Source organism: Lentzea terrae (assembly GCF_003265345.1).
In the GTDB taxonomy this organism is placed as follows: Bacteria; Actinomycetota; Actinomycetes; order Mycobacteriales; family Pseudonocardiaceae; genus Lentzea; species Lentzea terrae.
The window spans coordinates 210,482-236,382 of record NZ_QFWW01000036.1 but is presented as its reverse complement, the minus strand read 5'-3'; the positions used below and the strand labels follow the sequence as shown (position 1 = coordinate 236,382).

The following is a 25,901-nucleotide window of genomic DNA, read 5'->3' as shown; positions in this document are numbered from 1 at the left end:
CGCAGGAGGTAGTGGATTGCTCGGGGTCAGCGGGCGGGGCGGTTGGGGGTGGTCAGGAGAGGAGGTGGGGCTTGGCGCGGGCGGCGAGGGCCTGGGCTTTGGTGGCGTGGGTCATGTGTGGACCAGGTCGGCCAGTTTGGCGAGCTTTGAGTCGCCTATGCCTTCTACCTCGCGGAGTTGGTCCACTGAGGCGAACGGGCCCTTGCGGGTGCGGTGGTCGACTATGCGTTGGGCCGTCACCGGGCCCACGCCGGGGAGGGCGTCCAGTTCGGAGGCTGAGGCGGCGTTCAGGTCCAGTTTGGACGGGGTGGCGGCTGCGGGGGCGGCGGCGGGCGGTGGGATGCCCACGGCTAGTTGTTCGCCGTCGGTCAGTTTGCGGGCCAGGTTCAGGTTGTGGAGGTTGGCGCCTGGTTTGAGGCCGCCGGCCAGGCGGATCGCGTCGGCCACGCGGGCGCCTGAGGTGATGGTCACCAGGCCCGGGGTCGTCACCTCGCCGATCACGTTCACCACCAGTTCCGGGGCCGGGGCTGTGGTGCTCACCAGGGCTAGGTCCGGAGCCTGTTCCGCGGCTGGGCTCTGCCACCAGCTGCCCAGGCCGATCACCGTGCAGGCGACGGCGATGCCCAGGGCCAGGAGGCCTCGGCGCGGGAGGCGGGGCAGGCGGAAGCGGCGGCGGGGTTTGCCGTGTTCGTCGGAGTCTTCTGAGCGGGCGTGGACCAGCGTCGGGTTCGCGCGGACCTTCGCGGCCAGGGCGGCCAGGCGTTCGCTCGGGCTGTCGTCCGGGTGGGGGCGGGGGAGCATGTGGGGGACGTTACGGAGTGGGAGCGGCGGGGAGACCGGCGTTGCTCCGGGGCTGTGGATTACTCGCGGGTTGTGGACAGGTCGCGATCACTCGGGGCTTGGGGACGGGGAATTGTCGGGGGTGTGTGGGAGGATGTCGGGTCCTCCCGGCAGCACCACCACTCCCAGCACGCCTGGGCCCGTGTGAGCGCCGATCACCGCGCCGACCTCGGAGATGACGCAACCCGTCGAGCCCGGCAGGCGTTCGTCGAGGCGGGTGGCCAGTTCGGCGGCACGTTCGGGGGCCGCCAGGTGGTGCACGGCCAGTCCGACCGGGCCGTCGCCTGCCGCGGCTGCCGCCAGGTCGACCAGACGGCCAACGGCCCGGCTCATCGTGCGGACCTTCTCCAGCGGCACGATTCGGCCGTCGTCCATGTGCAGCAACGGCTTCACGGCCAGCGCGGTCCCCACCAGAGCCGCCGCAGTACCGATCCGGCCGCCACGCCGCAGGTGGTCCAAGGTCTCCAGGCAGAAGAACATCCGGGTCTGAGCGGCCGCCGACGAGGCCGCCTCCTCCACGGCAGCGTGCGAACGCCCGTCAGCAACGGCCGCGCACGCGCGCAACACCGCGAACCCGAGCCCCATGCCCGTCGATCGCGAGTCCACGACGCGAATCCGGGAGGCGTCGATCTCCTCCGCCGCGAGCCGCGCCGCCTCCCACGTCCCGGACAACTCACGAGAGAGATGCACGGACACGATCGCGTCCGACGATGACAGGACGTCCCGGTACACGTCCGCCATTTCGCCCGGTGTCGGACGCGAGGTGGTCACGCGGCGGTGCTCGGCAAGCGCACCGGCCAGCTCGAAAGGACCGAAGTCGACGCCGTCGAGGCGTCCCGCACCGTCCACCGCCACGTGCAGCGGCACCACGGTGATCGAATGGCGCTTCGCGAACCCCTCGGGCAGGTATGCCGTGGAGTCGGTGACGATGGAGATGCGCACGAGCGACGAGCCTACGGGGCTCACTCCTCCGAGCGACTCAACGCCACGGACGAGATCACGCCCTAGGAGAGATCAACTCAGCCATGGCCTTGCCCACCAGCTCGTGGCCTTCCCAGCCCCAGTGCATCCCGTCCGGATTTCCGGCGCCGGACCGCACGTGCTCCCCGATCACGGCCGGCAGGTCCAGCAACGGCACTCCCGCACCCGAGGCCCACCCACGCACAGCCGCAACCGCAGCTGCGTGCCCGTGATGCACAGAGGCATACGTGGGCGCCCGGTGCACCGACGGCACGATCCCCACCGCCGGCATCGTGTACTGGAGGTTGCGCACCGACTGCAGCATGTCCCGCAGGTAGCGCGCAGTCAGTGCCGGAGGTAACGCCGTGCGCGAGTAAGGCGCCAACAGCGGTTGAGCAGCCGCATAACGCGCACGGACCCATCGCCGCAGCCAGTCAGGCCGCACATAACGCAGCCCCTCACGCAGGTACGTGGGCAACGGCGACGGCAACGTGTCCATGCTGCCGACAGCGAACACCAGTACGTCCGTAGCGGGCAGCAACGACCAGATCCGCGGGTCGCCGGTCAACGCCCACCAGGCGTCCCGGGCCGTCCACCCGAAACCGGCCGCCAGCTCCGCCGAACCCCCCAGCTCAGCAGCGCAGATGTTGTGCCACAGCTGAGGGTGATCAGCGGGTAACGGCCCGGAAGGACCGAAGAACGACAGCGAGTCCCCGAGGACGAGCAGTCTCAACGTGTGGTGCCCGCGTTGTACGAGGTCAGCCGCCACCGATCGTTGCGGCGGGTGAACACGGTCCAGTGGCAGTTCGAGATGCCGCCGAGCTGCGACCAGTTCTGCACCGGCAGGTCCAGCAACCGCCCGGTCAACGCGCTGATCAGACCCCCGTGCGCGCACAACATGACGGTCCCGGAGAACTCCGCGTCCACCTCGTGCACGACCTGGATGGCTCGCTCGGCAACCTCGACGCGCGACTCACCGTCCGGCGGCGTGTACGTGGGATCCGTGCGCCAGATGGTCACCGCACCCGGCCACTCCTGCTCCACCTCGGCCGTGGTCAGCCCCTGCCACTTGCCCAGATGGGTCTCGCGCAGCCGCGCGTCGATCCGCAGCGGAATGTCCGTCGACGACGCGAACACGCCAGCGGTGTTGCGCGCCCGTTGCAGATCGGAGGCGACCACGATCTCCGGTTCGAACCCGGCGAGCACCGGGACGGCGAACCTGGCCTGGTTCAAGCCGGTCTCGGTGAGCGCCGAGTCCAGATGACCCTGCAGACGACCTGTCGCGTTGTAGTCGGTCTCACCGTGCCGCCACAGCACGAGCCGGCGCAGGGCCATCAGCTACCTCATTCAGCCGTGGAGTCGGCGGGGACGTCCGCTTCGAACTCGATGCGCGGGCAGTCCTTCCACAGCCGCTCCAGGCCGTAGAAACTGCGCTCCTCCGTGTGCTGCACGTGCACCACGACGTCCACGAAGTCCAGCAGCACCCACCGGCCCTCACGGGCCCCTTCGCGGCGCACCGGCTTCGTGCCGGCCTCCCGCAGCTTCTCCTCGATGTTGTCGACGATCGCGCCGACCTGCCGCTCGTTGGGAGCGGACGCGATCACGAACACGTCCGTGATCACGAGCTGGTCGGAGACGTCGAGCACCATCACGTCGTGCGCCTTCTTGTCGGCCGCTGCGTTCGCCGCGACCAGCGCCAGCCGTCGTGCCTCGTCGGTGGCTGCCACGTCACTCCTCTGACTTCCGGCGGGCGTCGATACGCCCACACGAGTTACTGAGGGTACCGGCGACCGCCAACGGTTACGTCGGACGCAGGCATGAGGAAGGCCACCCCAGCGCCCTGGAGTGGCCTTCACCTGCGCCGAAGCTTAGAGCGGGCGGACCTGCTGGGCCTGCGGCCCCTTCTGGCCCTGACCGACCTCGAACTCGACCTTCTGGTTCTCCTCGAGCGACCGGAAACCCTTGGACTGGATCTCCGAGTAGTGCACGAAGACGTCTGCCGAGCCGTCGTCGGGCGCGATGAAGCCGAAGCCCTTCTCGGCGTTGAACCACTTCACGGTGCCTGTAGCCAAAGTCTTGCCTTCCACGAACCAGCAACAACCCGCTGATTGTGGCTCTCCTGGCCCACGGATGCACGCAAAATCCACTCGAACGTGGTCACGACTCGGAGTACAAGCCCGTTTTGGCGATGTACTGGACCACACCGTCCGGGACCAAATACCAAACCGGCTGGCCGGAAGCGGTCCGCGCGCGGCAGCCGGTCGACGAGATCGCCATGGCCGGGACCTCGATCAACGACACGGCTCCTGGCGGCAGGTGATGGTCGTTCAGCGTGTAACCCGGACGGGTGACCCCGATGAAATGGGCCAGCTCGAACGCGGCCGCGGCGCGCTTCCACGACAGGATCTGCTCGAGCGCGTCGGCACCGGTGATGAAGAACAGGTCGGCGTCCGGGTACTGCTTCTTGAGGTCCATGAGCGTGTCGACCGTGTACGTGGGGCCGTCGCGGTCTATGTCGACCCGGCTGACCGAGAACCGGGGGTTGGACGCGGTGGCGATGACCGTCATCAGGTAGCGGTCCTCGGCGGGTGAGACCTCGCGCGAGGCCTTCTGCCACGGCTGACCGGTCGGCACGAAGATCACGCGGTCCAGGTCGAACTTGGCCTGCACCTCGCTGGCCGCCACCAGGTGACCGTGGTGGATGGGGTCGAACGTGCCACCCATGACGCCGATGCGCATCGAGACAGCGTAGACGGGCGCGGGACCGCTCCCGTGGTCCCGCGCCCGTCGTGCTGATCACACCGCACGGCCCAGGGGGAGGACGGGCCGTTCGGGTCGCGGCTTACCCCGAAGCAAAGCCGCGCACAGGAGGAACGCCTCCCCCGATCCCCCATGACGCCATCCGCCCAAGATTTTTCTCACCAGGCGACGACGAGCTTCATCGGGCCCCTGACCAGCGAACCCTTGCGGAACTCGACGGGTTCCGCGAGCCGCAGACCGGGCATCCTGCGCAGCAACGTGCCCAGCCCGACCTGCAACTCCATCCGTGCGAGCTGCGCGCCGAGGCAGAAGTGGATGCCGTGCCCGAACTGCAGGTGCTGGCCCACCTCGCGCTCCAGGTCCAGCTCATCGCTGTTCGGGTAGACGGACTCGTCGTGGTTCGCCGACGACACGACCACCAGCACGGCGTCGCCTTCCTTCACGAGCGCGTTGCCGACCTGGACGTCCTCGGTCGCGATGCGCGTGAAGCCGGCGCCACTGCCCAACGGGATGAACCGGAGCAGCTCCTCGATGGCGTGGGGCAACGTCTCGGGTTGGTCCTGCAGCCGTTTCATGGCGTCCGGGTGCTCGAACAGCGTCACGACGCTGTTCGCGAGCATGTTCGCCGTCGTCTCGTGGCCGGCCACCAACAACGTGATGCCGAACCGGACGAGCTCGTCCTCACTGAGCCGGTCCTCGTTGTCACGGGCGGCGACGAGCGCGCTCATCAGGTCGTCCGCGGGGTGCTCACGCCGTTTGGCGACCAGCTCGGTGAAGTAGCCGTGCAGCTTCATCATGCCGTGCATCGCCTCTTCAGGAGTGAAGCCACCGACCGTGGACAGCACCTGGTTCGACCACATGCGGAACTCGTCGCGGTCCTCGAACGGCACGCCGAGCAGCTCGCAGATGACCGTGATCGGGAACGGCATGGTGAAGCCCTCGACGAGGTCGCCGGGGTTGTCCAGGCGGTCGAGCAGCTCGTCGGTGATCTGCTGCGCGCGCGGACGCAGCTCCTCGATCCGCCGCACCGTGAACGCCTTGGACACCAGCCGACGCATGCGCGCGTGGTCCGCGCCGTCGTGCGTGAGGATGGACCCGCCGGGCGCGATGAGCGGCTGCATCCGCGGCACGTCCTGGTTGATCGTTCGCGCTCGGCTGAAACGCGGGTCGCCCAGGACGAACTTCGTCTCTTCGTAGGAGGTGACGAGCCAGCCCTCGCCGCCGTACGGATACGTCACGCGCGTGACGGGCTCTTCACGCCGTAAACGTTCATAGGTCGGATCGAGGGCCAGGCCGTCGGTTTCGGAGAACGGGTAGGTGGGAGCCATGTCTCCGAAGGTAGAGCTACGCCTTGGGACGCGTGTGACCTTCGCCCCACACGACCCATTTAGAGGACGTCAGCTCGGTTAGGCCCATCGGACCGCGGGCGTGCAGCTTCTGCGTGGAGATGCCGATCTCCGCGCCCATGCCGAACTCGGCGCCGTCCGTGAACGCCGTGGAGGCGTTGACGAACACCGCCGCCGCGTCCACCCGCGTCGTGAACTTCCGTGCTGCGGCAACGTCGTTCGTGACGATGGCCTCGCTGTGGCCGGAGCCGTACGTCGCGATGTGCCGCACCGCGTCGTCGAGAGAGTCGACGACCTTCGCGGCGATGTCGAGGCTCAGGTACTCGGTACCCCAGTCGTCGTCGGTCGCCTCTTCGACGCCTGTCTGCTGGGCGAACGTGGCGTCACCGTGGATGATCACGCTCTCCTGCTGCAACGCCTTGGTGATGCGCGGGACGAACTCGTTCGCGACGTCCTTGTGCACCAGCAACGACTCCGCCGCGTTGCACACGCTCGTGCGCCGCGTCTTGGCGTTGAGGACGATGGCCTCGGCCATGTCGAGGTCGGCGTGCGCGTCCACGTAGACGTGGCAGTTGCCGACGCCGGTCTCGATCGTGGGAACCGTGGCCTGCTCGACGACCGCGTTGATCAAACCCGCGCCACCACGCGGAATCACCAGGTCGACCAGGCCGCGCGCGGTGATGAGGTGGGTGACGGACGCGCGGTCGTGGCACGGCAGGAGCTGCACGCAGTCGGCCGGCAAGTTCACGCTTTCGAGTGCATCGCGCAGGACGGCGACGAGCGTGGTGTTGGAGTGCTCGGCGGTCGAGGATCCCCGCAGCAGCGCGGCGTTGCCGGACTTCAACGCGAGACCGGCGGCGTCGACCGTGACGTTCGGGCGGCCCTCGTAGACCATGCCGACGACGCCCATCGGGACGCGCACCTGCTTGAGCTCCAACCCGTTCGGGAGGATGCCGCCGGTGAGCACCTGACCGACTGGATCGGCAAGTCCCGCAACGGTTTCCAGGCCGACGGCGACGCCTTCGACGCGGGCTTCGGTGAGCGTGAGGCGGTCCAGGATGTTGTCCGGCAGGCCCGCTGCCTTACCCGCTTCGAGGTCCTTCTGGTTGGCCTCGATGATCTCTGGCGCGCGCTGGCGGAGCGCGGCGGCCATCTCGTGCAGCGCGGCGTCCTTGCGCTCACGGGTGGCGAGGACGAGTTCGTCGGCGGCGACGCGGGCGCGGCGGGCTGCGGCGTGCACCTGGTCGCGCAGGTCATCAGTCACCCGCACAGCTTACGACCTGCGACAATCACAATTGTCAGACCCGCCTGGCAAGCTTGCTCCCCATGGACGACATCGCGTTGCGAGAGCTGGCCGACGAACGGCTGCGGGCACTGGCGGGCCCGGAGGCGGTGCTGCGAGACGACCAGTGGACCGCGATCCACACCCTCGTGGCCCAGCGCCGCAGAGCTCTCGTCGTCCAGCGCACCGGCTGGGGCAAGTCGGCGGTGTACTTCATCGCGACGGCGTTGCTGCGGCAGCTCGGCGAGGGACCGACGGTCATCGTCTCGCCACTGCTCGCGTTGATGCGCAACCAGATCGACGCGGCGGCACGGGCGGGCGTGCACGCGGTGACGATCAACTCGGCGAACACCGACGAGTGGGACGCCGTGCAGGAGCAGGTCGCGGCCGGCGACGTCGACGTGCTCCTGGTGAGTCCCGAACGGCTGAACAACCCCGACTTCCGCGACGCCGTGCTCCCCTCGCTGACCGCGTCCGCGGGCATGCTCGTGGTCGACGAGGCGCACTGCATCTCGGACTGGGGTCACGACTTCCGGCCGGACTACCGCAGGCTGCGGACGTTGCTGACGGAGCTGCCACCGGGCGTGCCGGTGCTGGCGACGACGGCAACGGCCAACGACCGCGTGGTCCACGACGTCACCGAGCAGCTGGGGCTGGGTGCCGACGAAGGAACGCTGGTCCTGCGCGGGCCGTTGGACCGCGACAGCCTGCGCCTCTCGGTCGCGCTGCTGCCGACCGCCGAAGCACGTCTCGGGTGGCTGGCGGAGCAGCTCGACCGGCTGCCGGGCTCCGGGATCATCTACACGCTCACGGTCGCGGCGGCGGACGACATCGCGGCGTTCCTGTCCGCACGCGGCTTCCCGGTGGCCGCGTACTCGGGCAAGACCGAGCCCGCCGAACGCGAACGCGCCGAGGAGGACCTGCTGAACAACCGGGTCAAAGCGCTCGTCGCCACCTCCGCACTCGGCATGGGCTTCGACAAGCCGGACCTGGGGTTCGTCGTGCACGTCGGAGCGCCCTCCTCCCCGATCGCGTACTACCAGCAGATCGGCCGGGCGGGCCGCGGCGTCGAACGTGCCGAGGTGATCCTCCTGCCGGGCCACGAGGACCGCGACATCTGGGCGTACTTCGCGTCTCTGGCCTTCCCGGCCGAGGTCGTGGTGCGCCAGGTGCTGTCGGCGCTCGACGGTGCGGGGAGGCCGCTCTCGACGGCAGCGCTGGAGCCGATGGTCGAGCTGTCCCGCGGCCGGCTCGAGGTGGTGCTGAAGGTGCTGGACGTCGACGGCGCGGTCCGCCGGGTGCGCGGTGGCTGGGAAGCGACCGGCCGCCCCTGGGAGTACGACGGCGACAGGTACGCGCGCATCGCCGAGGCGCGCAAGGCCGAGCAGCAGGTGATGATCGACTACCTGCGCACCCCGTCGTGCCGGATGAAGTTCCTGCAGGACCAGCTGGACGACCCGACCTCGCACGACTGCGGCCGGTGCGACAACTGCACCGGCGAACGGCAGTCGGTCGAGGTCTCGGAAACCGCGGCAGAAGCGGCCCGCGAACGCCTGCTGCGCCCCGGCCTCGACGTGGCACCGCGCAAGATGTGGCCCACCGGCATGGCCGCGATCGGCGTACCGCTGTCCGGCAAGATCCCGCCGTCCGAGGTCGCGGCGACGGGCAGGGCCCTGGGCCGTCTCACCGACATCGGCTGGGGCACCAGGCTCCGCGACCTGCTGGCCGACGGCGCCGACCGCGAGATCCCCGAGGACGTCTTCGCGGCCTGCGTCAAGGTTCTGTCGGCGTGGGGCTGGGACGACCGTCCGGTGGGCGTGGTGACCGTGGGTTCACGCCGCCGTCCAACCCTGGTCGGCAGCTTCGCTCATCGAATCGCTTCCATCGGCCGCCTGCCGTTCCTCGGCACCGTGTGGCTCGGCGAGTCGACGCACCGAGCCAACAGCGCCCAACGCCTGGCCGGCCTGGTCCGGTCCGGCGAGACACCGGACGTGTCCGGTGTGGACGGTCCGGTGCTGTTGCTGGACGACCACATCGACACCGGCTGGACGATGACGGTGGCCGCCAGGATGCTCAGGAAGGAGGGGGTGCCCGCGGTGTTGCCGTTCGCGCTGGCCGTCACGAACTGACACCCGGAGTTGTCCCGGTCGTGGCCTGGCGAGAACCCTGATCTGCCCGGCCAAGAGCGAGTCGACGAGCAGCACGCGCTTTCCGACGGCTGCGACACAGGCGGTCTCGCGCTGCCGTGGTCACGTGGTCGGCCGCGATGATCGCTGCTCGCTCAGTCGAGTTCGGGGCGAACAACCGAAGTCCGCGACGGGCTTCCCGTTGTGCAGCAAGCGTTGACCATTGAGACGGGTTGGCGAACTGCGCACCGAGGCCGTCGAGTCCTCGGCACGTCGACAGTGCTGATCCCCTCCGACACAATCGGTGCATGGTGGATCACAACGTGCGACAACTGCTGACGCTTCTTGTCTGCGCTTGTTCTGTCGCCGCCTGTACGGCCACCGAAGCCCGTGGACCCGTGCCGCGGCAGCCGCCTCTCCAGCAGAGCGACGGGGCCTCACCGCCGACCATCGAGACGATCGCCTCGCCTGGTCAGCCGAGCCAGCGGACAACGGATCTCGAGACGAAGCTCAGCACACTGCTGAACCGCCTCAAGCCGGCTCTGCGCGTCGAGGACACCGCCTCGGCGGCGAGCGCCGACCAGTACACGATCGGCGCACTCGTCACCGACGGGCCTGGCCGATACGGCGTCGTGGTGGTCAGGCTGGACGTCCCGCGAGGGAACCTCGTCGAGGCGAAATGCCCGCCGCAGCTCGAGAAGGTGTGCCGGACGCACCGAGCTGCCGATGGCCGCGACGTGTTGCTGACCGACCAAAGCGAACAGTCAGCGGCCACGATTCCCCGCACCGTCAGCGCCGAGGTGCTGCTGCCCAGCGGACATCGGCAGCGCATGGTGCAGGCGAGCGACCGCACGAGTGCGGCACACGGCCTGTTCTGGCGAGGAGCGGCACCACTCGAGGGCGCCCCACTCGACGATGAGGCGGTTCTCGAGCTGGCCACCGATTCGAGTCTTGTCATCGAGTGAGATTCACTCGATTGTCGAATAGCTCTGACAGCGCGGTTTGGACAGTCTCGTGCTGGGGATGCCAAGTTGTGGCGAATATTTTCCATTTCCGTTGTTGCGTCGTGCGTGACGGCGCCGGAGCTCGACGCATTTCGCAACCGGTTCGTCGGGCGCTACCAGCGGACGGTACCTGCGGAGGCGCCTCGGTCGAGCGACTACCGCGTGTCGCACGTGATCAAGTTCGTCAAGAACGGCGAATGGAGACAGCCGAGCGGAGCAAGTACCCGGCCCTCCCGCCAGACAACTCGAAGACGATGAGCGTCGGCGAGGTGTCCGCCAGGATCGACTCCGGCGTCACAGCCTTTGCGTACAACTACCAGGCAATGGTCGATTACGCCACGCGGTGGGCGTACGACCGCAATCCCAACTATCGGGCATTCGGCCAGGACTGCACCAACTTGATTTAGCTCAGCACGTCAATTCGCGGTGCTGATGCATGTGCCGTCACGCGTGACGGCACATGCATCTCGCGCTTCTCACCCCCCGGAGTTGTCCCCGTCGTGGCCGGGCGAGAAACTCGCGGCCATGGTGATGCCCGGGCCGACTGCCCCACGCACGCGCAGGTCGTGGCTGCGGATGTTCCTGATGGGACTGGCGCTGTGGGTCGCGACGGTGGTGATCACGTACCTCACCGAGAACGCCAACCTGATCCCGACGATCGTGTTGCTGGGCAGCTTCCTGGTGCCGGCGACGTTCGTGGTGTGGGCGTTCGGGCAAGGGCACTCCGGTGAGGTGACCGGGGAGATGGTGTTCCGGACGTTCGCGGTCGGCGGTGTGTTGGGGGTGCTCGGGGCGTCGGTGCTGGAGACGTACCTGCTGCATCCGTCGCCGTGGTTGTTCGTGGGTGTCGGGCTGATCGAGGAGGCGGTCAAGCTCGGCGCGTTGGCGCTGTTGACGCGGCATCTGGTGCACAAGTCGACGCGGGACGGGCTGGTGCTCGGGGCCAGTGTCGGGTTCGGGTTCGCGGCGTTCGAGTCGGCTGGGTATGCGCTCACGGCCGCGTTGACGGAGAACGGGCTGTCGTTGATGGACCTGGTCACGACGCAGCTGTTGCGCGGGTTTGTCGCGCCGTTCGGGCACGGGCTGTGGACGGCGATTTTGGGCGGGGTGTTGTTCTCGCGCAGTGTGCGGGAGCATTTCATGCTCACTCGGCGGCTGCTTTGGGCGTACCTCGGGGTGTCGTTGCTGCATGCGTTGTGGGACTCGATGAACAGCATCGCTGCCGTGGTCACCGCGGTGGTCACGGGTGCGCCTTGGCAGGAGCACGCGGAGCTGTTCACCGTCTTCAGCTGGCTCGGGCTTGCGCTGATCTCCGCGGTCGGGGTGGCGTGGCTGGTGGGTCTGGTGCGGATGTCGCGTCGGGAGTTCGCGCCGGTGCGCGGGTATCCGTTGCGCACGGACGCCAGGTGGTGGCCCGCTGGGCGGCCGCCGCGGTGAGTCAGCGGTCGAGGAAGCGCTGCACGGTGTCGCTGAACTCGGCAGGCCGCGTGCTGTGGATCCGGTGGCCCGCGTCGATCGTGACCAGTTCGCAGCGCGGGATCTCCGCGGCCACTTCTGCCAAGCGCTCCAACCGGATGTGGCTGCGCCGACCGGCGATCACCAGCGTCGGGGCCTTGATCGCGGCCAGGCCGTCCCACCACAACGGGTCTGGCGCGCGAAGCTGGGTCAGGATCTGCGGCACCATGCGGCGGTCGAACCCACGCCGGAGTCGGCCCTGCACTGCGAGGAACAGCTGCAGACCGCGGCGAGGGGCGTGAGGGTTGCCGGCGCGCGGCGGTGGCGGCGGGTCTTCCAGCACGAGTTTGCGGACTCGGTCTGGGCGACGGCCGGCCAGCAGCGCCGCGACGTGGCCGCCCAGCGAGTGGCCGACGAGGTCGAACTCGGCGATGTCGAGCGCGTCGAGCACACCCACCACGTCGCGCTGGACCGAGTCGAGGCGGTAGTCGCCGGTCCAGGCGCTGCCGCCGTGGCCGCGCAGTTCCGGAGCGATCACGAGGCGACCGGCGGCGACCAGTGAGCGGGTGAAGCGGGTCCACGTCGCCGATGTGCCGGCCAGTGCGTGCAGGAGAACGACTGGCTGGCCGTCGAGTGGTCCGTCCAGCCGATAAGCGATGCTCACGCCGCCCACGTTCAGCGTCGGCAGCGGAACCCGTGCTGGCATTGCGGACCGTCCCCCGGTGCGGTGTGGCACTGTCATCGCCATGATTCCGGACGTCGTGCGGTTTCGGCAGGCCGATCTCCTTTCCGCGCTGCACCGGAGATTCGGGCCGGTGGTGCGGATGGGCCCGTACACCTACCTGCTCGGGCCGGCGGCGAACCAGTTCATCTTCGCCAACTCCGACCTGTTCGAGATGGAGCGGGCGTTCCAGGTGTTGGTGCCGGTGGACGGGCCGACGTCGTTGATCGTCAGCGACGGCGAGGACCACAAGCGACGGCGTCGGCTCGTGCAGCCCGCTTTGGTGCACCGGCAGATCGCCAACTACGCGCCGGTCATGCGCGCCAACGCCGAAGCGGCGCTCGACGCGTGGCAGCCGGGGCAGGTCCTGGACGTGTACCAGGAGTTCCGGCGGGCGATCCGGCGCAGCACGATCCACGCGTTGTTCGGCGAGAAGCTGGCGCAGGACGCGGAGTTCTTCGGGGCGCACCTGCAGCTGCTGATCAACCTGATCGACCGCAACCCGGCGGTGGTCACGTTGCTCAGGAAGACGAAGGCACCGGCGTGGCGCAATGCGATGAGGGCACGCAGAGCCGTTGACACGCGGGTCTACAAGGCGATCGAAGAAACGCGTCAGGGCAACATGGCCGGAGACGTGCTCACCACTCTCGTGCAGAGCGACGGGCTGAGCGACCTCGAAGTGCGCGATCAGGTCGTCACGCTCATCGCGGCCGGCTACGAGACGACCAGTGGCGCCATGGCGTGGGCGGTTTTCAACCTGTTGCGGCACAACGGGGTTTGGGAACGCGCCCGCGAAGACGACGACTACCTCGCGAACGTCGTCAACGAGACGTTGCGGCTGTACCCGCCCGCGGTGGTGTCGGCACGGGTGGCCGCGCAGCCGTTCGAGTTCGCCGGGAAGAAGATCAAAGAAGGCACGTTCCTGCTCTACAGCCCGTACGTCACGCATCGGCTGGCCGAGGTGTGGCCGGATCCGCTGCGGTTCGACCCCGACCGGTGGGAGCGCAAGCCGGGGCCGCACGAGTTCCTGCCGTTCGGTGGCGGGCCGCACCGGTGCATCGGGGCCGGGCTCGCCACGACCGAGCTGACCGTGATGCTGAAAGCGTTGCTGCAGCGGCCGAAACCGGAGCTGCTACCCCAGCGCATCACGCCGACGAGTGTCGCCGCGATGCGCCCGAAGCACGGTCTCAAAATCCGAGCAGCAGGGTGACCATCGAGGCGAGGCAGGCGATGCCGCGCACGTGGTTCCAGAGCGTCCACTTGCGCAGGTACTCGGGCCAGTAGGCGTCGTCGGTGCGTTCGAGGCGGTTGTTCATCGGCACGTTGACGAACATGGTCAGCAGGAACGAGCCGACGATGTAGAGCAGGCCGCCCACGATCGCGCCCTGGAACACGGCGATGCCGCACAGGATCACGTTGCCGGCGAACACCGCCAGGAACAACGGGTTCTGGATGCGGACGTTCATGCGGCGCATGGCACCGCGGGCGTTCTCGGCGGGCAGGTCGGCCAGGCCGGGCATGACGGCCGTGGAGAAGGCGAAGAACAGGCCTGCCATCAGGCCGGAAGCGGCGGCTGCGATCAGCGTGATTGTCCCCATGCCGCTAACTGTGTCGGGTCTGCGTCGGACTCTCAATGACAATTCATCGCGCGAGCTTGCTCGTTCGTCCAGAATGGGTTCCATGACGGACGCGTTGGGCGAGGCACTGCACCTGCTGAGGATGTCCGGCACCTTCTACTGCCGGAACGAGCTCACCGAGCCGTGGGGCCTCACGATGCCCGACATGGCGGACTGTCTGTGGTTCCACGTCCTCACCAGCGGCCGTTGCGACGTCGAGGTCGACGGCGAGATCACCTCGCTCGACCCCGGCGACGTGCTGCTCGTGCCCGGCGGTCAGGGCCACCGGCTCTTCAACGGCGACGCGGAGGCGCCGATCGTCACCACGTTGCCGCACACGTTCGAGACCGAGAACTACGCGATCTTGAGATACGGCAACGGTGGCGCCGTGACGCACCTCGTGTGTGGTGCGGTGCGCTTCGACCACCCGGCCGCGAAGCACCTCATCAAGGTGTTGCCGAACGTGCTCTACGTAAAGCAGGCCGACGACATGCGCGCCACCATCGACCTGATGGCCGCCGAAGCGCGAAACCTGCGCCCCGGCGGCGAAGCGGTCATCACCAGGCTCGCGGACGTGCTGGTGATCCAGACGATCCGCTCGTGGCTCGCGCACGACCCCGCCGCGCGCACCGGGTGGCTCGGCGCGTTGCAGGACCAGCAGATCGGGCAGGCGCTGGCGTTGATCCACCGCGACCCCGCGCAACCGTGGACCGTCGAACGCCTGGCGCACCAGACCGCGATGTCGCGGTCGGCGTTCGCGGCGCGGTTCACGGAACTCGTCGGCGAACCGGCCATGCGGTACGTGACGCGGTGGCGCATGCACGTGGCGATGAACCGGTTGCGCGACCGGGACAGCACGGTCAGCGAGATCGCACGCGGGCTCGGCTACGAGTCGGAGGCCGCGTTCAGCCGGGCGTTCAAGCGGATCGTCGGGGTGTCGCCCGGTCAGGCGCGGGCGGGCTGAAGCAGGTCCCAGCGGTTGCCGTAGAGGTCTTCGAAGACGGCCACCTTGCCGTAGACCTCGTCGCGCGGCGTCTCCAGGAACCGGACGCCGAACGCCGTCATGCGGGCGTGGTCGCGGTCGAAGTCGTCGGTGTTGAGGAAGAACCCGACGCGGCCGCCGGTCTGGTCGCCGACTCGTGCTCGCTGCTGATCGGTGTCGGCCTGGGCCAGCAGGAGCGACGCTCCCCCGCCCGCCGAGACGACGACCCAGCGCTTGTTGTCCTGCGGGGTGTCCTCGACCAGCGTGAAACCGAGTCCGTCCACGTAGAAGCGGATCGCCTCGTCGTAGTCGCGGACCACCAACGTCACCAAACCCATGGATCGCACGCCGACCAGTATCGCCAACCAGTTGAGACGAACGCCCGCCTGGTCGCCGTGTGTGACAAGGTGACCACATGGTGGTGATTCCGGAAACCCATCGACTGCCCGTGCGCAAGCTCGTCGCGGCCTCCGCCGGGAACGCGGTCGAGTGGTACGACTGGGGTATCTACACGGCGTTCAGCATCTACTTCGCCACCCAGATCTTCCCGAAGGGCAACGAGGCCGCGGCGCTGCTGAGCACGTTCGCCACGTTCGCGCTCGCGTTCTTCTTCCGCCCGCTCGGCGGGTATCTGCTCGGCCGGTTCGCGGACCTCAGAGGCCGCCGGACCGCGATGCTGCTGACGATCGCGTTGATGTCCGGCGGGTCGGTGGTGATCGGGCTGCTGCCGACGTTCGACCAGGTCGGCTGGCTCTCCCCCGTCCTGCTGGTGCTCGCGCGGGTCGCTCAGGGCATGGCGTTGGGCGGCGAGGTGTCGAACGCGTCGGCCTATCTCGGGGAGATCGCCGAGCCGAGTCACCGCGGGCGGTACTCGTCGTTCTTCTACATCTCGACCGGGGCGGCGGTGCTGGTGGCGTCGCTGCTCGGGTTCTTCTTGTCCCGCAACCTCGACAAGGTCGCGATGGCCTCATACGGGTGGCGCGTGCCGTTCCTGATCGGCGGCTTGCTCGGGTTGATCGGGCTGTGGCTGCGGCGCGAACTGCCCGAAACCGAGCAGTTCGAGGAGAACAAGGCCAAAGCCGAGAGGCTGCGCAACCCGTTGCTGCTCACGTTGAAGGAGCACCCAAAGGCCGTCGGGCAGCTTGTTGGCGTCACGCTGCTCTCGACGTTGTGCTTCTACACGTTCTTCAGCGCGCTGACGCCGTTCGCCGTGAAGACCAAGGGCGCCAACGACATCGACGTGTTCCTGGCGCTGTCGATCGGGACGGTGGTGTTCATCGCGCTGCAGTACCCGATGGGATGGATGGCCGACCGGTTCGGGCGCAAGCCGCAGATGCTCGTGTGGTCGGCAGCGATGGCGTTGCTCGTCGTGCCACTCTCAAGCCTCGTCAAACCCGGCCTCACCAACCTGGTGATCGTGTTCGTGGTCGGGCTCGGGCTCTACACGGCGGTGACGTCGATCGCGCCCGCGATCATGAGCGAGCTCTTCCCGACGGAGCTGCGCGGCCTCGGGATCGGCGCTTGGTACAACCTCACGGTCGCGCTGTTCGGCGGGACCGCGCCGCTCGTCATCCAGGCGGTCGGCGGCACGGTGTTCTTCTGGTACGTGGCGGTGGGCGCGCTGATCTCGTTCCTGGTGATCCTCACGCTGCCCGAGACGAAGGGCGTCCAGCTCACCTAGTGAGTGGCACGAGGTCGTCGGCGTGCACGACCTCGCGGCGCTGCTCCTCCGGCAGGTCGTGGGTCTTGCGGCCGATCAACGACGGGAGCTCGGCAGCGTCGAAGCCGACCACGCCGCGGGCCACGACCTCGCCGGCCAGGCTGACCAGCTCGACGACGTCGCCGGCTTCGAAGTCGCCGTCCACGCCGGTGATTCCGGCTGCCAGCAACGAGCGGCGCCGGCCCACGACGGCGGCGACCGCGCCGTCGTCGAGGTGCAGGCGGCCGTTCGCGTCGGTGGCGTAGCCGAGCCAGAAGCGGCGTGCGGTGAGGCGTGAACCCGTTGCGGCGAAAGCGGTGCCGACGTCGGCGGCCGACAACGCGCGAGAAGCGTCCGAGGCGCCGGCCAGCAGCACCGGGATGCCAGCGGAGGACGCCAGGCGTGCTGCCGCGAGCTTCGAGGCCATGCCGCCGGTACCGAGACCGGACGCGCCAACCGTTCCTGCTTGCACGCCGTCCACATCGGACGCCGAACCGACCTCGGAGATCCGGACGGCGCCCGGCTTGCGCGGGTCGCCCGAGTAGAGCGCGTCCACATCGGACAGCAGGAACAACGCGTCGGCGCCGATCAGGTGCGCCACGAGGGCGGCCAGGCGATCGTTGTCGCCGAAGCGGATCTCCTCGGTGGCAACGGTGTCGTTCTCGTTCACGACCGGCACGGCGCCCAGAGCCAGCAGGCGCGAGAACGTGCGCTGCGCGTTGCGGTAGTGGGAGCGGCGCACCACGTCGTCGGCGGTCAGCAGGACCTGGCCGACGGTCAGCGAGTAGCGGCCGAACGAGTTCGCGTAGGCGTGCGCCAACGTCAGCTGCCCGACGCTCGCCGCTGCCTGCTGCGTCGCCAGGTCGCGCGGACGACGGGAGATCCCCAACGGCGCCAGGCCGGCGGCGATCGCACCCGAAGACACCAGCACGACCTGGCTGCCCGCGGCACAACGTGCGGCGAGGGCGTCGACCAGCGCGTCGAGGCGCGCCGGGTCGAGGCCGCCCTCGGCCGTCGTCAGAGAGGAAGAACCGACCTTCACCACGATGCGGTTCGCCGAAGCGACCGCGTTGCGAGCTTGTGAGACCGCGGGGGCCGTCACGGTTTACTCCTCGTCGAAGTCGTCGCCGTAGTCGCCGGGCGCGCGGCGGGCCTTCTTCAGGGCCTTGCGCTCGTGGGCGCCGATGCGGTCGTTGCGCTCAAGGCGGGCGTCCGTGCCACGTCCGGTCATCGTCATCGCGATACCGGCCGGCGTGGTCGGCTCCCAGTCGAACACCAGGTCGCCGATGGTGACCTGGCAGCCGGGAACGGCGCCCATCTTCACGAGCTTGTCCTCGACACCCAGCCTGCTCAGGCGGTCTGCGAGGTAACCGACGGCTTCGTCGTTGGAGAAGTCGGTCTGGCGGATCCAGCGCTCGGGGCGGTCGCCCTTCACGATGAAGCCACCCTCGACCGAGGGGTCCTCGGTCACGGTGAACCCTTCGTCGTCCACGGCGGTCGGCCGCAGCACGATGCGGGTCGATTCCTTCTTCGGCTGGGCGGCGCGGTACTCGCGCACCACCTCGGCGAGCTTGAAGGACAGCTCACGCAGGCCCTCGCGGGACACGGTCGACACCTCGAAGACCGGCAGGCCGCGGGCCTCGATCTCCGGGCGGACGATGTCGGCCAGGTCCTTGGCGTCGGGGATGTCGATCTTGTTCAGGATCACCACACGCGGGCGGTCCTCGAAGTTGCCGCCGAGCGACGGCGTGTACTCCGCCAGCTCCTGCTCCAGCGCGTCGATGTCCGCGATCGGGTCGCGGCCGGGCTCGTACGTCGCGCAGTCGACGACGTGGGCGAGCACCGCGGTGCGCTCGATGTGGCGCAGGAAGTCGAGGCCGAGGCCCTTGCCCTGCGACGCGCCGGGGATCAGGCCGGGCACGTCGGCCATCGTGAAGATGGTCTCGCCCGCGGTGATCACGCCGAGGTTCGGCACCAGCGTGGTGAACGGGTAGTCGGCGATCTTCGGCTTCGCGGCGGAGAGCACCGAGATCAGCGACGACTTGCCGGCGGACGGGAAGCCGAGCAGGCCGACGTCCGCGACGGACTTGAGCTCCAGCACCAGGTCGCGCGTCTCGCCCGGCTCGCCGAGCAACGCGAAACCGGGGGCCTTGCGGGCCTTCGACGCGAGCGAGGCATTGCCGAGACCGCCACGGCCACCGGCGGCGGCGATGAGCTGGGTGCCCTCGCCGACCAGGTCCGCGACGACCTCGCCGTCCTCGGTCAGCACGACGGTGCCGTCCGGGACGCGCAGGATCAGGTCCTCGCCGTTCGCGCCGTCGCGGTTCGCACCCGCGCCCGCCTTGCCGCTGGTGGCCGAGGCGTGCGGGCGGAAGTGGAAGTCCAGCAGGGTGTGCACCTGCGAGTCGACGACGAGCACGACGTTGCCGCCGCTGCCGCCGTTGCCGCCGTCCGGGCCGCCGAGCGGCTTGAACTTCTCGCGGTGCACGGAAGCGCAGCCGTTGCCCCCGTTGCCGGCGGCAGCGTGGATCACCACCCGGTCAACAAAACGAGCCACGGAACTACTTCCTCTCAAAAGGTCTTGAACAAGCAACGAGGGGCGGTGCCGGAAGACCGGTCCCGCCCCTCGCTGAGGTCTAACTATCGTGCGGAGACGGTCCTCAGACCGCGACCGGAACGATGTTGACGGTCTTGCGACCGCGCTTCATACCGAACTCCACCGCACCCGGCAGCAGGGCGAACAACGTGTCGTCCTTGCCGATGCCGACGCCGACGCCGGGGTGGAACTTGGTGCCGCGCTGGCGGATCAGGATCTCGCCGGCCTTGACGACCTGACCGCCGAACCGCTTCACACCCAGGTACTGGGGGTTGGAGTCACGGCCGTTGCGGGAACTGGACGCACCCTTTTTGTGTGCCATGAGAAGTCAGGTCCTCACTTACCGGTGATGCCGGTGACCTCGACGCGGGTCAGCTTCTGACGGTGACCCTGGCGCTTGTGGTAGCCGGTCTTGTTCTTGAACTTGTGGATGCGAATCTTCGGGCCCTTGGTGTGCTCGACGACCTTGCCGGTCACCGAGAACTTCTCCAGAGCCGCCGCGTCAGCGGTGACGTCAGTGCCGTCGACCACGAGCAGCGTCTGGAGGGAGATTTCGGTGCCCGGCTCGCCCTCGAGCTTCTCGACCTCGACGATGTCGCCGACAGCGACCTTGTACTGCTTGCCGCCGGTCTTGACGATCGCGTACATCAGGACGGAAGTCTCCTGCTACTCGATGGTGACGGGCCATGCGCCATCCCGCCTGGGAAATTCACCAGAGGGGGCACACGACAGGACCCGTTGGATAACGGGCCGTCCACAAGGTTACGGGAGTGGGTACGGCCGGAGCAAACCGGGGTGCCCTGATCACGTTCCCGCAGGCTGTGCGGTCCCTCACAACGCAAAACCGGGGCCGCCCAAAGGACGACCCCGGTCTCACGTCAACGCGTCAGTCCTCCTGGACCGGCGGGCCCGCGGGCCGCGACACGGCGCGGCGCCTGCGGGTGGTGGTGACCACCGGTGCGGGCAGCTGGACCTCGGGCTGCTTCGGCACCTCGACGACCAGCGGTGCAGGCACGTCGTGCGCGACCGGCGCACCGGCGGGGCGCTTGGCCGCACGACGACGCGGACGAGCCGCAGGAGCCGCCGCAACGGCCTCAGCGGGCTCTGCGACCGGCTCCGGCGCCACGACGGGCTCCTCGGCGACGGCAACGGGTTCAGCGGCCTCAGCGGCGATCTCGGCCACCTCAGCGGCCTCCTCCGCGACCTCGGCCGCTTCCTCCGCCACCGTCACGGGCTCGACGAGCTCGGGAAGGGCGTCCTCGATCACCTCGGCGGCAGGCTCCTCCGCCGAGGTCTCGACCGGCTCGACCTCGACCGGCGCCGGGTCCTCTGCCACCTCGTGCGGCACGTGACCGTTGAGCTCCTGCTCCTCGACCACGACCGCGTCGACCACTGCCTCGACGGGAGCCTGCGGCTCCTTGTCCCGGCGACGACGGCGACGACGACGTCCGCCGTGGCCCTCGTGGTCCTGGTCGGTCGCGACCACGTCTTCCGAGGTGTCCTCGGGCTCACCCGGCTCGACCACGGCGACGACCTCGGGCTCGGCAGGCGCCTCGACGGACGCCTCGACGACCTCGGCCACCTCGGCGGCCTGCTCGCCGCCGCCCTTGTTGCGGCGCGACTTGCGGCCACCGCCCTGCGACTGCTGTTGCTGCTGGCCGCCGCCGTTGCCACCACCGTGCGAGTGCACGGGCTCGGTGGACACGACCACGCCACGGCCGCGGCAGTGCTCACACGTCTGGCTGAACGCCTCGAGCAGGCCGGTGCCGACCCGCTTGCGGGTCATCTGCACCAGGCCCAGCGAGGTGACCTCGGCGACCTGGTGGCGCGTGCGGTCACGGCCGAGGCACTCGGTCAGGCGGCGCAGCACCAGGTCGCGGTTCGACTCCAGGACCATGTCGATGAAGTCGATGACGATGATGCCGCCGATGTCGCGCAGCCTGAGCTGGCGGACGATCTCCTCCGCCGACTCCAGGTTGTTGCGCGTCACCGTCTCTTCGAGGTTTCCGCCCGATCCGGTGAACTTGCCGGTGTTGACGTCGATGACCGTCATCGCCTCGGTGCGGTCGATGATCAGGTAACCACCCGACGGCAGCCACACCTTGCGGTCGAGCGCCTTCATCAGCTGCTCGTCGATGCGGTACTCGACGAACGCGTCGTTGTTGCCGACGTGCTTCTTCAGGCGGTCCTGCAGGTCCGGCGCCACGTGGCGGACGTAGCCGTCGATGACGTCCCACGCCTCGTCGCCCTGGACGACGAGCTGGGCGAAGTCCTCGGTGAACAGATCGCGGACGACCTTCACCAGCAGGTCCGGCTCTTCGTAGAGCAGCGTCGGCGCCTTGGTGGAGGTGCTGTCGGACTTCTCCTTGATGACCTTCCACTGCGCCTGCAGCCGCGTGACGTCGCGCGCCAGCTCCTCCTCGGAGATGCCCTCCGAGGCGGTGCGGATGATCACGCCGGCGTCCTCGGGGACGACCCGCTTGAGGATGTCCTTGAGGCGCTTGCGCTCGTTGTCCGGCAGCTTGCGGCTGATGCCGGTGGCACCGCCGCCCGGCACGTAGACCAGGAAGCGGCCGGGCAGGCTGATCTGCGTCGTGAGGCGGGCGCCCTTGTGGCCGACCGGGTCCTTGGTGACCTGGACGAGCACCGAGTCGCCGCTCGACAGCGCCTGCTCGATCTTGCGGGACTTGCCCTCGAGACCGGCGGCGTCCCAGTCGACCTCACCGGCGTACAGCACGGCGTTGCGGCCGCGGCCGATGTCGATGAACGCGGCCTCCATGCTCGGCAGCACGTTCTGCACGCGGCCGAGGTAGACGTTGCCCACGATCGAGCCGCTGCCCGACGACGTGACGAAGTGCTCGACCAGCACGCCGTCCTCGAGCACGCCGATCTGGGTGCGGTCGCCGCGCTCGCGGACGACCATCGTGCGGGCCACGGCCTCGCGGCGGGCCAGGAACTCGGCCTCGGTCAGCACCGGGGCGCGGCGGCGGCCGGCCTCGCGACCGTCGCGACGGCGCTGGCGCTTGGCCTCCAGGCGCGTCGAGCCGCGGATGCTGCGCACCTCGCTCTGCGCGGCCTCGGAGTCGGCCTTGTCGTCACGCGCGTCGCGGGACTCGCGGACGTGCACGACCGTGTTCGGCGGGTCGTCCTCGGACGACACCTCGTCGTCCGCGCCGGTCTTGCGGCGGCGGCGACGGCGGCGACGGCGGGTCGAGCCCTCGTCGCCCTCGTCCTCCGGCTCGTCGGCGGCGTCGGTCTCCGCGGTGGCCTCGGCCTCGTCGGCCTGGCCCTCCTCGGTCTCGTCGCCGGCCTCGGCGCCCTTGCCGCGGCCACGGCCACGACGACCGCGGCGACGGCGACGGCGGCCTTCGGCCTCGTCGTCACCCTCGGCCTCGGCCTCGGCCTCGGCTTCGGCTTCGACCTCGGCGGCGTCGAGCTCGTCCGCGGCGATCTCGCCGACGGACTTCTCGTCCTCGACGACCGTCTCCTCGACGACGAACGGCGACGCCGACGCCTTCGGCCGCTCGATCGGCTGCGGCGGCAGGAACACCGCGCTCGGGGCAGCGAAGATCGGCGCCAGCGCGGGGGCCTCGAACGCCGGGACCGCGGGGGCCTCGTAGTCCTCGGTGACCTCGCCGGTGACGACGTCGTCCCAGTCCAGCAGCGTCTCGGCGACCTTCAGCGCGACGTCGCGGCTCACGCTCGACTGCGCGCTGCGGGCGACCTCACCGAGGTCGGCCAGCGCCGTCATCACGTCCTTGCTGCTGACGTCCAGCAGCTTCGCCAGTGCGTGCACTCGCAGCTTGTCCGGCAGATCAGCCAGTTCAGGGCGTGCGGATACCACGCCCTGCCCGCCGGCCCGGCCGGCAGGCTTGTCCTTGTTCGACATGCAGCTCCTCCACCCCCGGGCGCGTCCCGTGAGGACGCGGCCGCGCAGGGGCCTCTCTTGTCTCTCTCCACCGCTGCTCGCGGCGGGAATCCTTGCCTCGCGCGCAGCGGCGTGGCGCCTCGAAGAGCGCACGCTTGCGCAGGTCCCACGACGACGCTGCTGGCAGCGTCGCTCCTCCTGATGCGTCGCGGCTGGAAGGTTCCGACGCTCCCCTTTTCAGGACTCTCTGTCCTGTTGGAGCGGGTCCACCAGCCTGCCTTCGCCGTCGAGCCGTCCCTGCGCCATCCGGGTTGCTCTCGCAGGTACCGGCGGCACGAGGTCGGCGACGACACGAAGCGCATTCAGCACGTCGTCGGGCCGCACGGTAGGCGTTACCTGCCGAACGACCGTCATGAGTATCCCACACGGTTGTGACAATCCGGCCTCATCGTGTCCGGCGTCGCTCGAACGTGGTTCGACCTGTGCGGACACGACGGCCGGCCGCACGTCGATGATCCTCTTGCCGTCCTTGGTCTGACGCTCGACTTCCACCCGCTCCAGCGCCAGGAAGTCGCCGACCGCCGCCGCGAGCCGCTCGGGCTCGACCCCGTCGAGCTCGATCCGCCACTCGCTCGCGTCGATGCGCTCGGTGAGGTTGCCACCGTGCGCCTGGACGATGTCGACCACGTCGATGCCCGGCGGCAGCGCCTCGTCGAGCGCGATCTTCAACGCCTCCGGGTCGACCCGTTCGACGACCGACACCTCGACGTACTCCGCCTCGCTGGCGACGCCGGTCGGTGCGGCACCGACCCACGACACCTTCGGGTGAGGGCTGAAGCCCTGCGAGTACGCCATGGGCACGCCGGCCCTGCGCAGCGCACGCTCGAACGTACGAGCGATGTCGCGGTGCGAGGTGAACCTCAACCTCCCCCGCTTGGTGTAGCGGAGGCGCAGTTTCTGCACGGCTGCGGCCGAAGGGTTGTTGGGCTGATGGCGGCTCAGTGGTGCTCCCATGGGTGTTCCGACGGGTGAGCGGTCCCATCGGCGCAGGCTGTTCGTCCGGTAGGACGGTACCGTGAACCCGATTCAGAACGTTCAGCTTGTCTAGATCGTTGCGCGTGGCTACGGTCCGGCTGTCTGGACGCCTTGCCGACCTGGAGGTCCCCGGTGCCTCTGCTCCACCGCGCTCGGGCTGCGGCGATGACCGCCCTGCTCGCGGCCGGATGCTTGGCGGTGTCCCTGCCCGCGGGCGCTGAGCCGCGCGTCTCCTCGTGCATCCAGCCGGGACCGGACCTGCGCTACCTCGTCGTGTTCTCCCAGCTCACGTCCGCTGCCGCGGCAGATGCGGAGATCACCGCGGCTTGTGGCTTCACGACCGTGTACTACCCCGAGATCGGGGTCGCTGTCGCCACCTCGCCAGATCCTTCGTTCCTGAAGTTGATCGGCCCGCAGCGCGCGTACAGCGCCCAGGCCGAGAGCATCGCGAGGCGTTCGGCGAAGCGTAAAAAGGACGACACGGAACTGTTCCGGCCCGCGGGACTGCGCTCCGGCGAGCAGTGGGACATGGATCTCATCAACGCCCCGGCCGCGCACGAGATCACCACCGGCTCGAAGTCCGTGGTCGTGGGCGTGCTGGACTCCGGCATCGACCCGCGCCACCCCGATCTCGTCCCGGCGCTGGCTCCGGAGCTTTCCGCGGGGTGTTTGACCGGTAAGCCCGATACGTCGCCTTCGTCGTGGGCACCGACGACCTCCCCCCACGGCACGCACGTCGCCGGCACGATCGCCGCCGCTGACGACGGCCGCGGCACCACGGGCGTCGCACCGGGCGTGCGCATCGCGTCCGTGAAGGTCGTCGACGACGACGGCTTCATCTACCCGGAGTACGCGGTGTGCGGGTTCATGTGGGCCGCGGCGCAGCGCATGACCATCACCAACAACAGCTACTTCATCGACCCGTACCTGTTCACCTGCCAGAGCGCGCCCGGTCAGCGCGTCATCTACGAGGCCGTGCGTCGCGCCGTCGACTACGCCACCTCTCGCAACGTGCTCACGGTCGCCGCGGCGGGCAACAACGCGGCGGACCTCTCCCGGCCTGGACGTGACTCGGTGTCACCGACGAACGGCGACGCGCAGACACGACCGGTTGATCCTTCGTGCGTGGTGTTGCCGGCGCAGCTCAAGAACGTGGTCGGGGTTTCCGCGGTCGAGTCGACCAAGACCAAGGCCGGCTACAGCTCCTACGGGCTTGGGGCGATCGACGTGACCGCGCCCGGTGGGGACACCCGGTCGCCCTCCGGCTGCGTGCTGTCCACCGTGCCGTCCGGCTACGACTACTCGTGCGGCACGTCGATGGCGACTCCGCACGTGGCGGGGGTGGCGGCGCTGATCGCGTCCACGCACCCCGACACGGACGCGTTGTCGTTGGGCCGCATGCTGAACGCGCAGGCGGCGACGCTGGCCTGCCCGGCGGACTACGACCTGAACGGGACCGGCGTGCAGGACGCGTTCTGCACGGGCTACTCGGAGTACAACTCCTTCTACGGCCACGGGTTGGTCGACGCGCTGGCCGCCGTCACGAAGTAGGCCGCTACGGCTCGCACAACGGGCACGGGGGGAGCTTTCGCACTCTCCTGCAGTGCGAAA

At 69.1% G+C, this 25,901-nt stretch carries 26 protein-coding genes; 8 read left to right on the top strand and 18 right to left on the bottom strand.

Features of this window, described 5'->3' with window-relative positions:
* Window positions 1-111: 111 nt before the first annotated feature.
* The 9 genes from DI276_RS45115 to DI276_RS45075 form a co-directional block, all read right to left on the bottom strand.
* The gene (locus tag DI276_RS45115) at window positions 112-801 is read right to left on the bottom strand and encodes a helix-hairpin-helix domain-containing protein (RefSeq protein WP_112275706.1); all 690 of its coding nucleotides are present in this window, start codon (window positions 799-801) and stop codon (window positions 112-114) included.
* Window positions 802-888: 87 nt separating this feature from the next.
* Window positions 889-1,782, bottom strand: coding sequence for a DegV family protein (locus DI276_RS45110; RefSeq protein WP_112275704.1), 894 nt, complete (start codon window positions 1,780-1,782; stop codon window positions 889-891).
* A 55-nt stretch (window positions 1,783-1,837) separates the two neighbouring features.
* Complete coding sequence (gene octT, locus DI276_RS45105) at window positions 1,838-2,533, bottom strand: diglucosylglycerate octanoyltransferase (protein WP_112275802.1); 696 nt, start codon at window positions 2,531-2,533, stop codon at window positions 1,838-1,840.
* On the bottom strand, window positions 2,530-3,135 hold the full coding sequence (locus DI276_RS45100) for a histidine phosphatase family protein (protein WP_112275702.1): 606 nt from the start codon (window positions 3,133-3,135) through the stop codon (window positions 2,530-2,532). The genes octT and DI276_RS45100 overlap by 4 nt, the downstream gene beginning before the upstream one ends.
* Before the next feature lie 8 nt (window positions 3,136-3,143).
* Window positions 3,144-3,527, bottom strand: a complete 384-nt coding sequence (gene rsfS, locus DI276_RS45095) for a ribosome silencing factor (RefSeq protein ID WP_112275700.1) — start codon at window positions 3,525-3,527, stop codon at window positions 3,144-3,146.
* Window positions 3,528-3,668: 141 nt separating this feature from the next.
* Entirely contained in the window at window positions 3,669-3,872 is a 204-nt protein-coding gene (gene cspE / locus DI276_RS45090; RefSeq protein WP_030468099.1) for a transcription antiterminator/RNA stability regulator CspE, read from the bottom strand.
* An 85-nt stretch (window positions 3,873-3,957) separates the two neighbouring features.
* Complete coding sequence (nadD, locus tag DI276_RS45085; RefSeq protein ID WP_112275688.1) at window positions 3,958-4,539, bottom strand: nicotinate-nucleotide adenylyltransferase; 582 nt, start codon at window positions 4,537-4,539, stop codon at window positions 3,958-3,960.
* A 179-nt stretch (window positions 4,540-4,718) separates the two neighbouring features.
* The gene (locus tag DI276_RS45080; RefSeq protein ID WP_112275686.1) at window positions 4,719-5,888 is read right to left on the bottom strand and encodes a cytochrome P450; all 1,170 of its coding nucleotides are present in this window, start codon (window positions 5,886-5,888) and stop codon (window positions 4,719-4,721) included.
* A gap of 16 nt (window positions 5,889-5,904) precedes the next feature.
* Window positions 5,905-7,170, bottom strand: coding sequence for a glutamate-5-semialdehyde dehydrogenase (locus DI276_RS45075; RefSeq protein ID WP_112275800.1), 1,266 nt, complete (start codon window positions 7,168-7,170; stop codon window positions 5,905-5,907).
* A gap of 62 nt (window positions 7,171-7,232) precedes the next feature.
* Here DI276_RS45075 and DI276_RS45070 point away from each other — a divergent pair, with 62 nt between their 5' ends.
* The 4 genes from DI276_RS45070 (at window position 7,233) to DI276_RS45055 (ending at window position 11,755) form a co-directional block, all read left to right on the top strand.
* Window positions 7,233-9,317, top strand: a complete 2,085-nt coding sequence (locus DI276_RS45070; RefSeq protein WP_112275684.1) for a RecQ family ATP-dependent DNA helicase — start codon at window positions 7,233-7,235, stop codon at window positions 9,315-9,317.
* 305 nt (window positions 9,318-9,622) lie between these two features.
* The gene (locus DI276_RS45065; protein WP_157985350.1) at window positions 9,623-10,279 is read left to right on the top strand and encodes a hypothetical protein; all 657 of its coding nucleotides are present in this window, start codon (window positions 9,623-9,625) and stop codon (window positions 10,277-10,279) included.
* A 236-nt stretch (window positions 10,280-10,515) separates the two neighbouring features.
* Window positions 10,516-10,725, top strand: coding sequence for an amidase domain-containing protein (locus DI276_RS45060; protein WP_112275680.1), 210 nt, complete (start codon window positions 10,516-10,518; stop codon window positions 10,723-10,725).
* A 118-nt stretch (window positions 10,726-10,843) separates the two neighbouring features.
* Window positions 10,844-11,755 carry a PrsW family intramembrane metalloprotease gene (locus tag DI276_RS45055; RefSeq protein WP_112275678.1) on the top strand — a complete coding sequence of 304 codons (912 nt, stop codon included), beginning with the start codon at window positions 10,844-10,846 and terminating at the stop codon, window positions 11,753-11,755.
* 1 nt (window position 11,756) lies between these two features.
* On the opposite strand, the gene DI276_RS45050 is transcribed toward DI276_RS45055, so the two are convergent.
* Window positions 11,757-12,479: an alpha/beta fold hydrolase gene (locus tag DI276_RS45050; protein ID WP_112275676.1), complete on the bottom strand. Its 723-nt coding sequence runs from the start codon at window positions 12,477-12,479 to the stop codon at window positions 11,757-11,759.
* Window positions 12,480-12,519: 40 nt separating this feature from the next.
* Between DI276_RS45050 and DI276_RS45045 the strand changes: the two genes are divergently transcribed.
* Window positions 12,520-13,704 (top strand): cytochrome P450, encoded by a 1,185-nt coding sequence (locus DI276_RS45045; protein WP_112275798.1) that lies wholly within the window; start codon window positions 12,520-12,522, stop codon window positions 13,702-13,704.
* Here the strand turns inward: DI276_RS45045 and DI276_RS45040 are convergent.
* The gene (locus DI276_RS45040) at window positions 13,682-14,092 is read right to left on the bottom strand and encodes an anthrone oxygenase family protein (RefSeq protein WP_112275674.1); all 411 of its coding nucleotides are present in this window, start codon (window positions 14,090-14,092) and stop codon (window positions 13,682-13,684) included. The two genes, DI276_RS45045 and DI276_RS45040, sit on opposite strands and share 23 nt — an antisense overlap.
* Before the next feature lie 82 nt (window positions 14,093-14,174).
* Between DI276_RS45040 and DI276_RS45035 the strand changes: the two genes are divergently transcribed.
* Complete coding sequence (locus DI276_RS45035) at window positions 14,175-15,074, top strand: AraC family transcriptional regulator (RefSeq protein ID WP_198681296.1); 900 nt, start codon at window positions 14,175-14,177, stop codon at window positions 15,072-15,074.
* Here the strand turns inward: DI276_RS45035 and DI276_RS45030 are convergent.
* Window positions 15,056-15,430 (bottom strand): VOC family protein, encoded by a 375-nt coding sequence (locus tag DI276_RS45030; protein ID WP_198681303.1) that lies wholly within the window; start codon window positions 15,428-15,430, stop codon window positions 15,056-15,058. The two genes, DI276_RS45035 and DI276_RS45030, sit on opposite strands and share 19 nt — an antisense overlap.
* 77 nt (window positions 15,431-15,507) lie before the next feature.
* Between DI276_RS45030 and DI276_RS45025 the strand changes: the two genes are divergently transcribed.
* The gene (locus DI276_RS45025; RefSeq protein ID WP_112275667.1) at window positions 15,508-16,773 is read left to right on the top strand and encodes an MFS transporter; all 1,266 of its coding nucleotides are present in this window, start codon (window positions 15,508-15,510) and stop codon (window positions 16,771-16,773) included.
* Here DI276_RS45025 and proB read toward each other — a convergent pair.
* The 6 genes from proB to DI276_RS44995 all read right to left on the bottom strand — a co-directional run bounded on the left by proB (window position 16,766) and on the right by DI276_RS44995 (window position 24,218).
* Window positions 16,766-17,893 carry a glutamate 5-kinase gene (gene proB / locus DI276_RS45020; protein ID WP_112275665.1) on the bottom strand — a complete coding sequence of 376 codons (1,128 nt, stop codon included), beginning with the start codon at window positions 17,891-17,893 and terminating at the stop codon, window positions 16,766-16,768. The genes DI276_RS45025 and proB overlap by 8 nt on opposite strands.
* Before the next feature lie 3 nt (window positions 17,894-17,896).
* On the bottom strand, window positions 17,897-19,348 hold the full coding sequence (gene obgE / locus DI276_RS45015; RefSeq protein ID WP_112275663.1) for a GTPase ObgE: 1,452 nt from the start codon (window positions 19,346-19,348) through the stop codon (window positions 17,897-17,899).
* A gap of 103 nt (window positions 19,349-19,451) precedes the next feature.
* Entirely contained in the window at window positions 19,452-19,709 is a 258-nt protein-coding gene (gene rpmA, locus DI276_RS45010; RefSeq protein ID WP_030468120.1) for a 50S ribosomal protein L27, read from the bottom strand.
* A gap of 14 nt (window positions 19,710-19,723) precedes the next feature.
* The gene (gene rplU, locus DI276_RS45005) at window positions 19,724-20,035 is read right to left on the bottom strand and encodes a 50S ribosomal protein L21 (RefSeq protein ID WP_030468121.1); all 312 of its coding nucleotides are present in this window, start codon (window positions 20,033-20,035) and stop codon (window positions 19,724-19,726) included.
* Between the two features lie 238 nt (window positions 20,036-20,273).
* Window positions 20,274-23,276, bottom strand: a complete 3,003-nt coding sequence (locus DI276_RS45000) for a translation initiation factor IF-2 N-terminal domain-containing protein (protein WP_112275661.1) — start codon at window positions 23,274-23,276, stop codon at window positions 20,274-20,276.
* Between the two features lie 216 nt (window positions 23,277-23,492).
* Window positions 23,493-24,218 carry a TIGR03936 family radical SAM-associated protein gene (locus tag DI276_RS44995; protein WP_112275659.1) on the bottom strand — a complete coding sequence of 242 codons (726 nt, stop codon included), beginning with the start codon at window positions 24,216-24,218 and terminating at the stop codon, window positions 23,493-23,495.
* A gap of 204 nt (window positions 24,219-24,422) precedes the next feature.
* Here DI276_RS44995 and DI276_RS44990 point away from each other — a divergent pair, with 204 nt between their 5' ends.
* The gene (locus DI276_RS44990; RefSeq protein WP_232837354.1) at window positions 24,423-25,841 is read left to right on the top strand and encodes a S8 family peptidase; all 1,419 of its coding nucleotides are present in this window, start codon (window positions 24,423-24,425) and stop codon (window positions 25,839-25,841) included.
* Window positions 25,842-25,901: the final 60 nt, after the last annotated feature.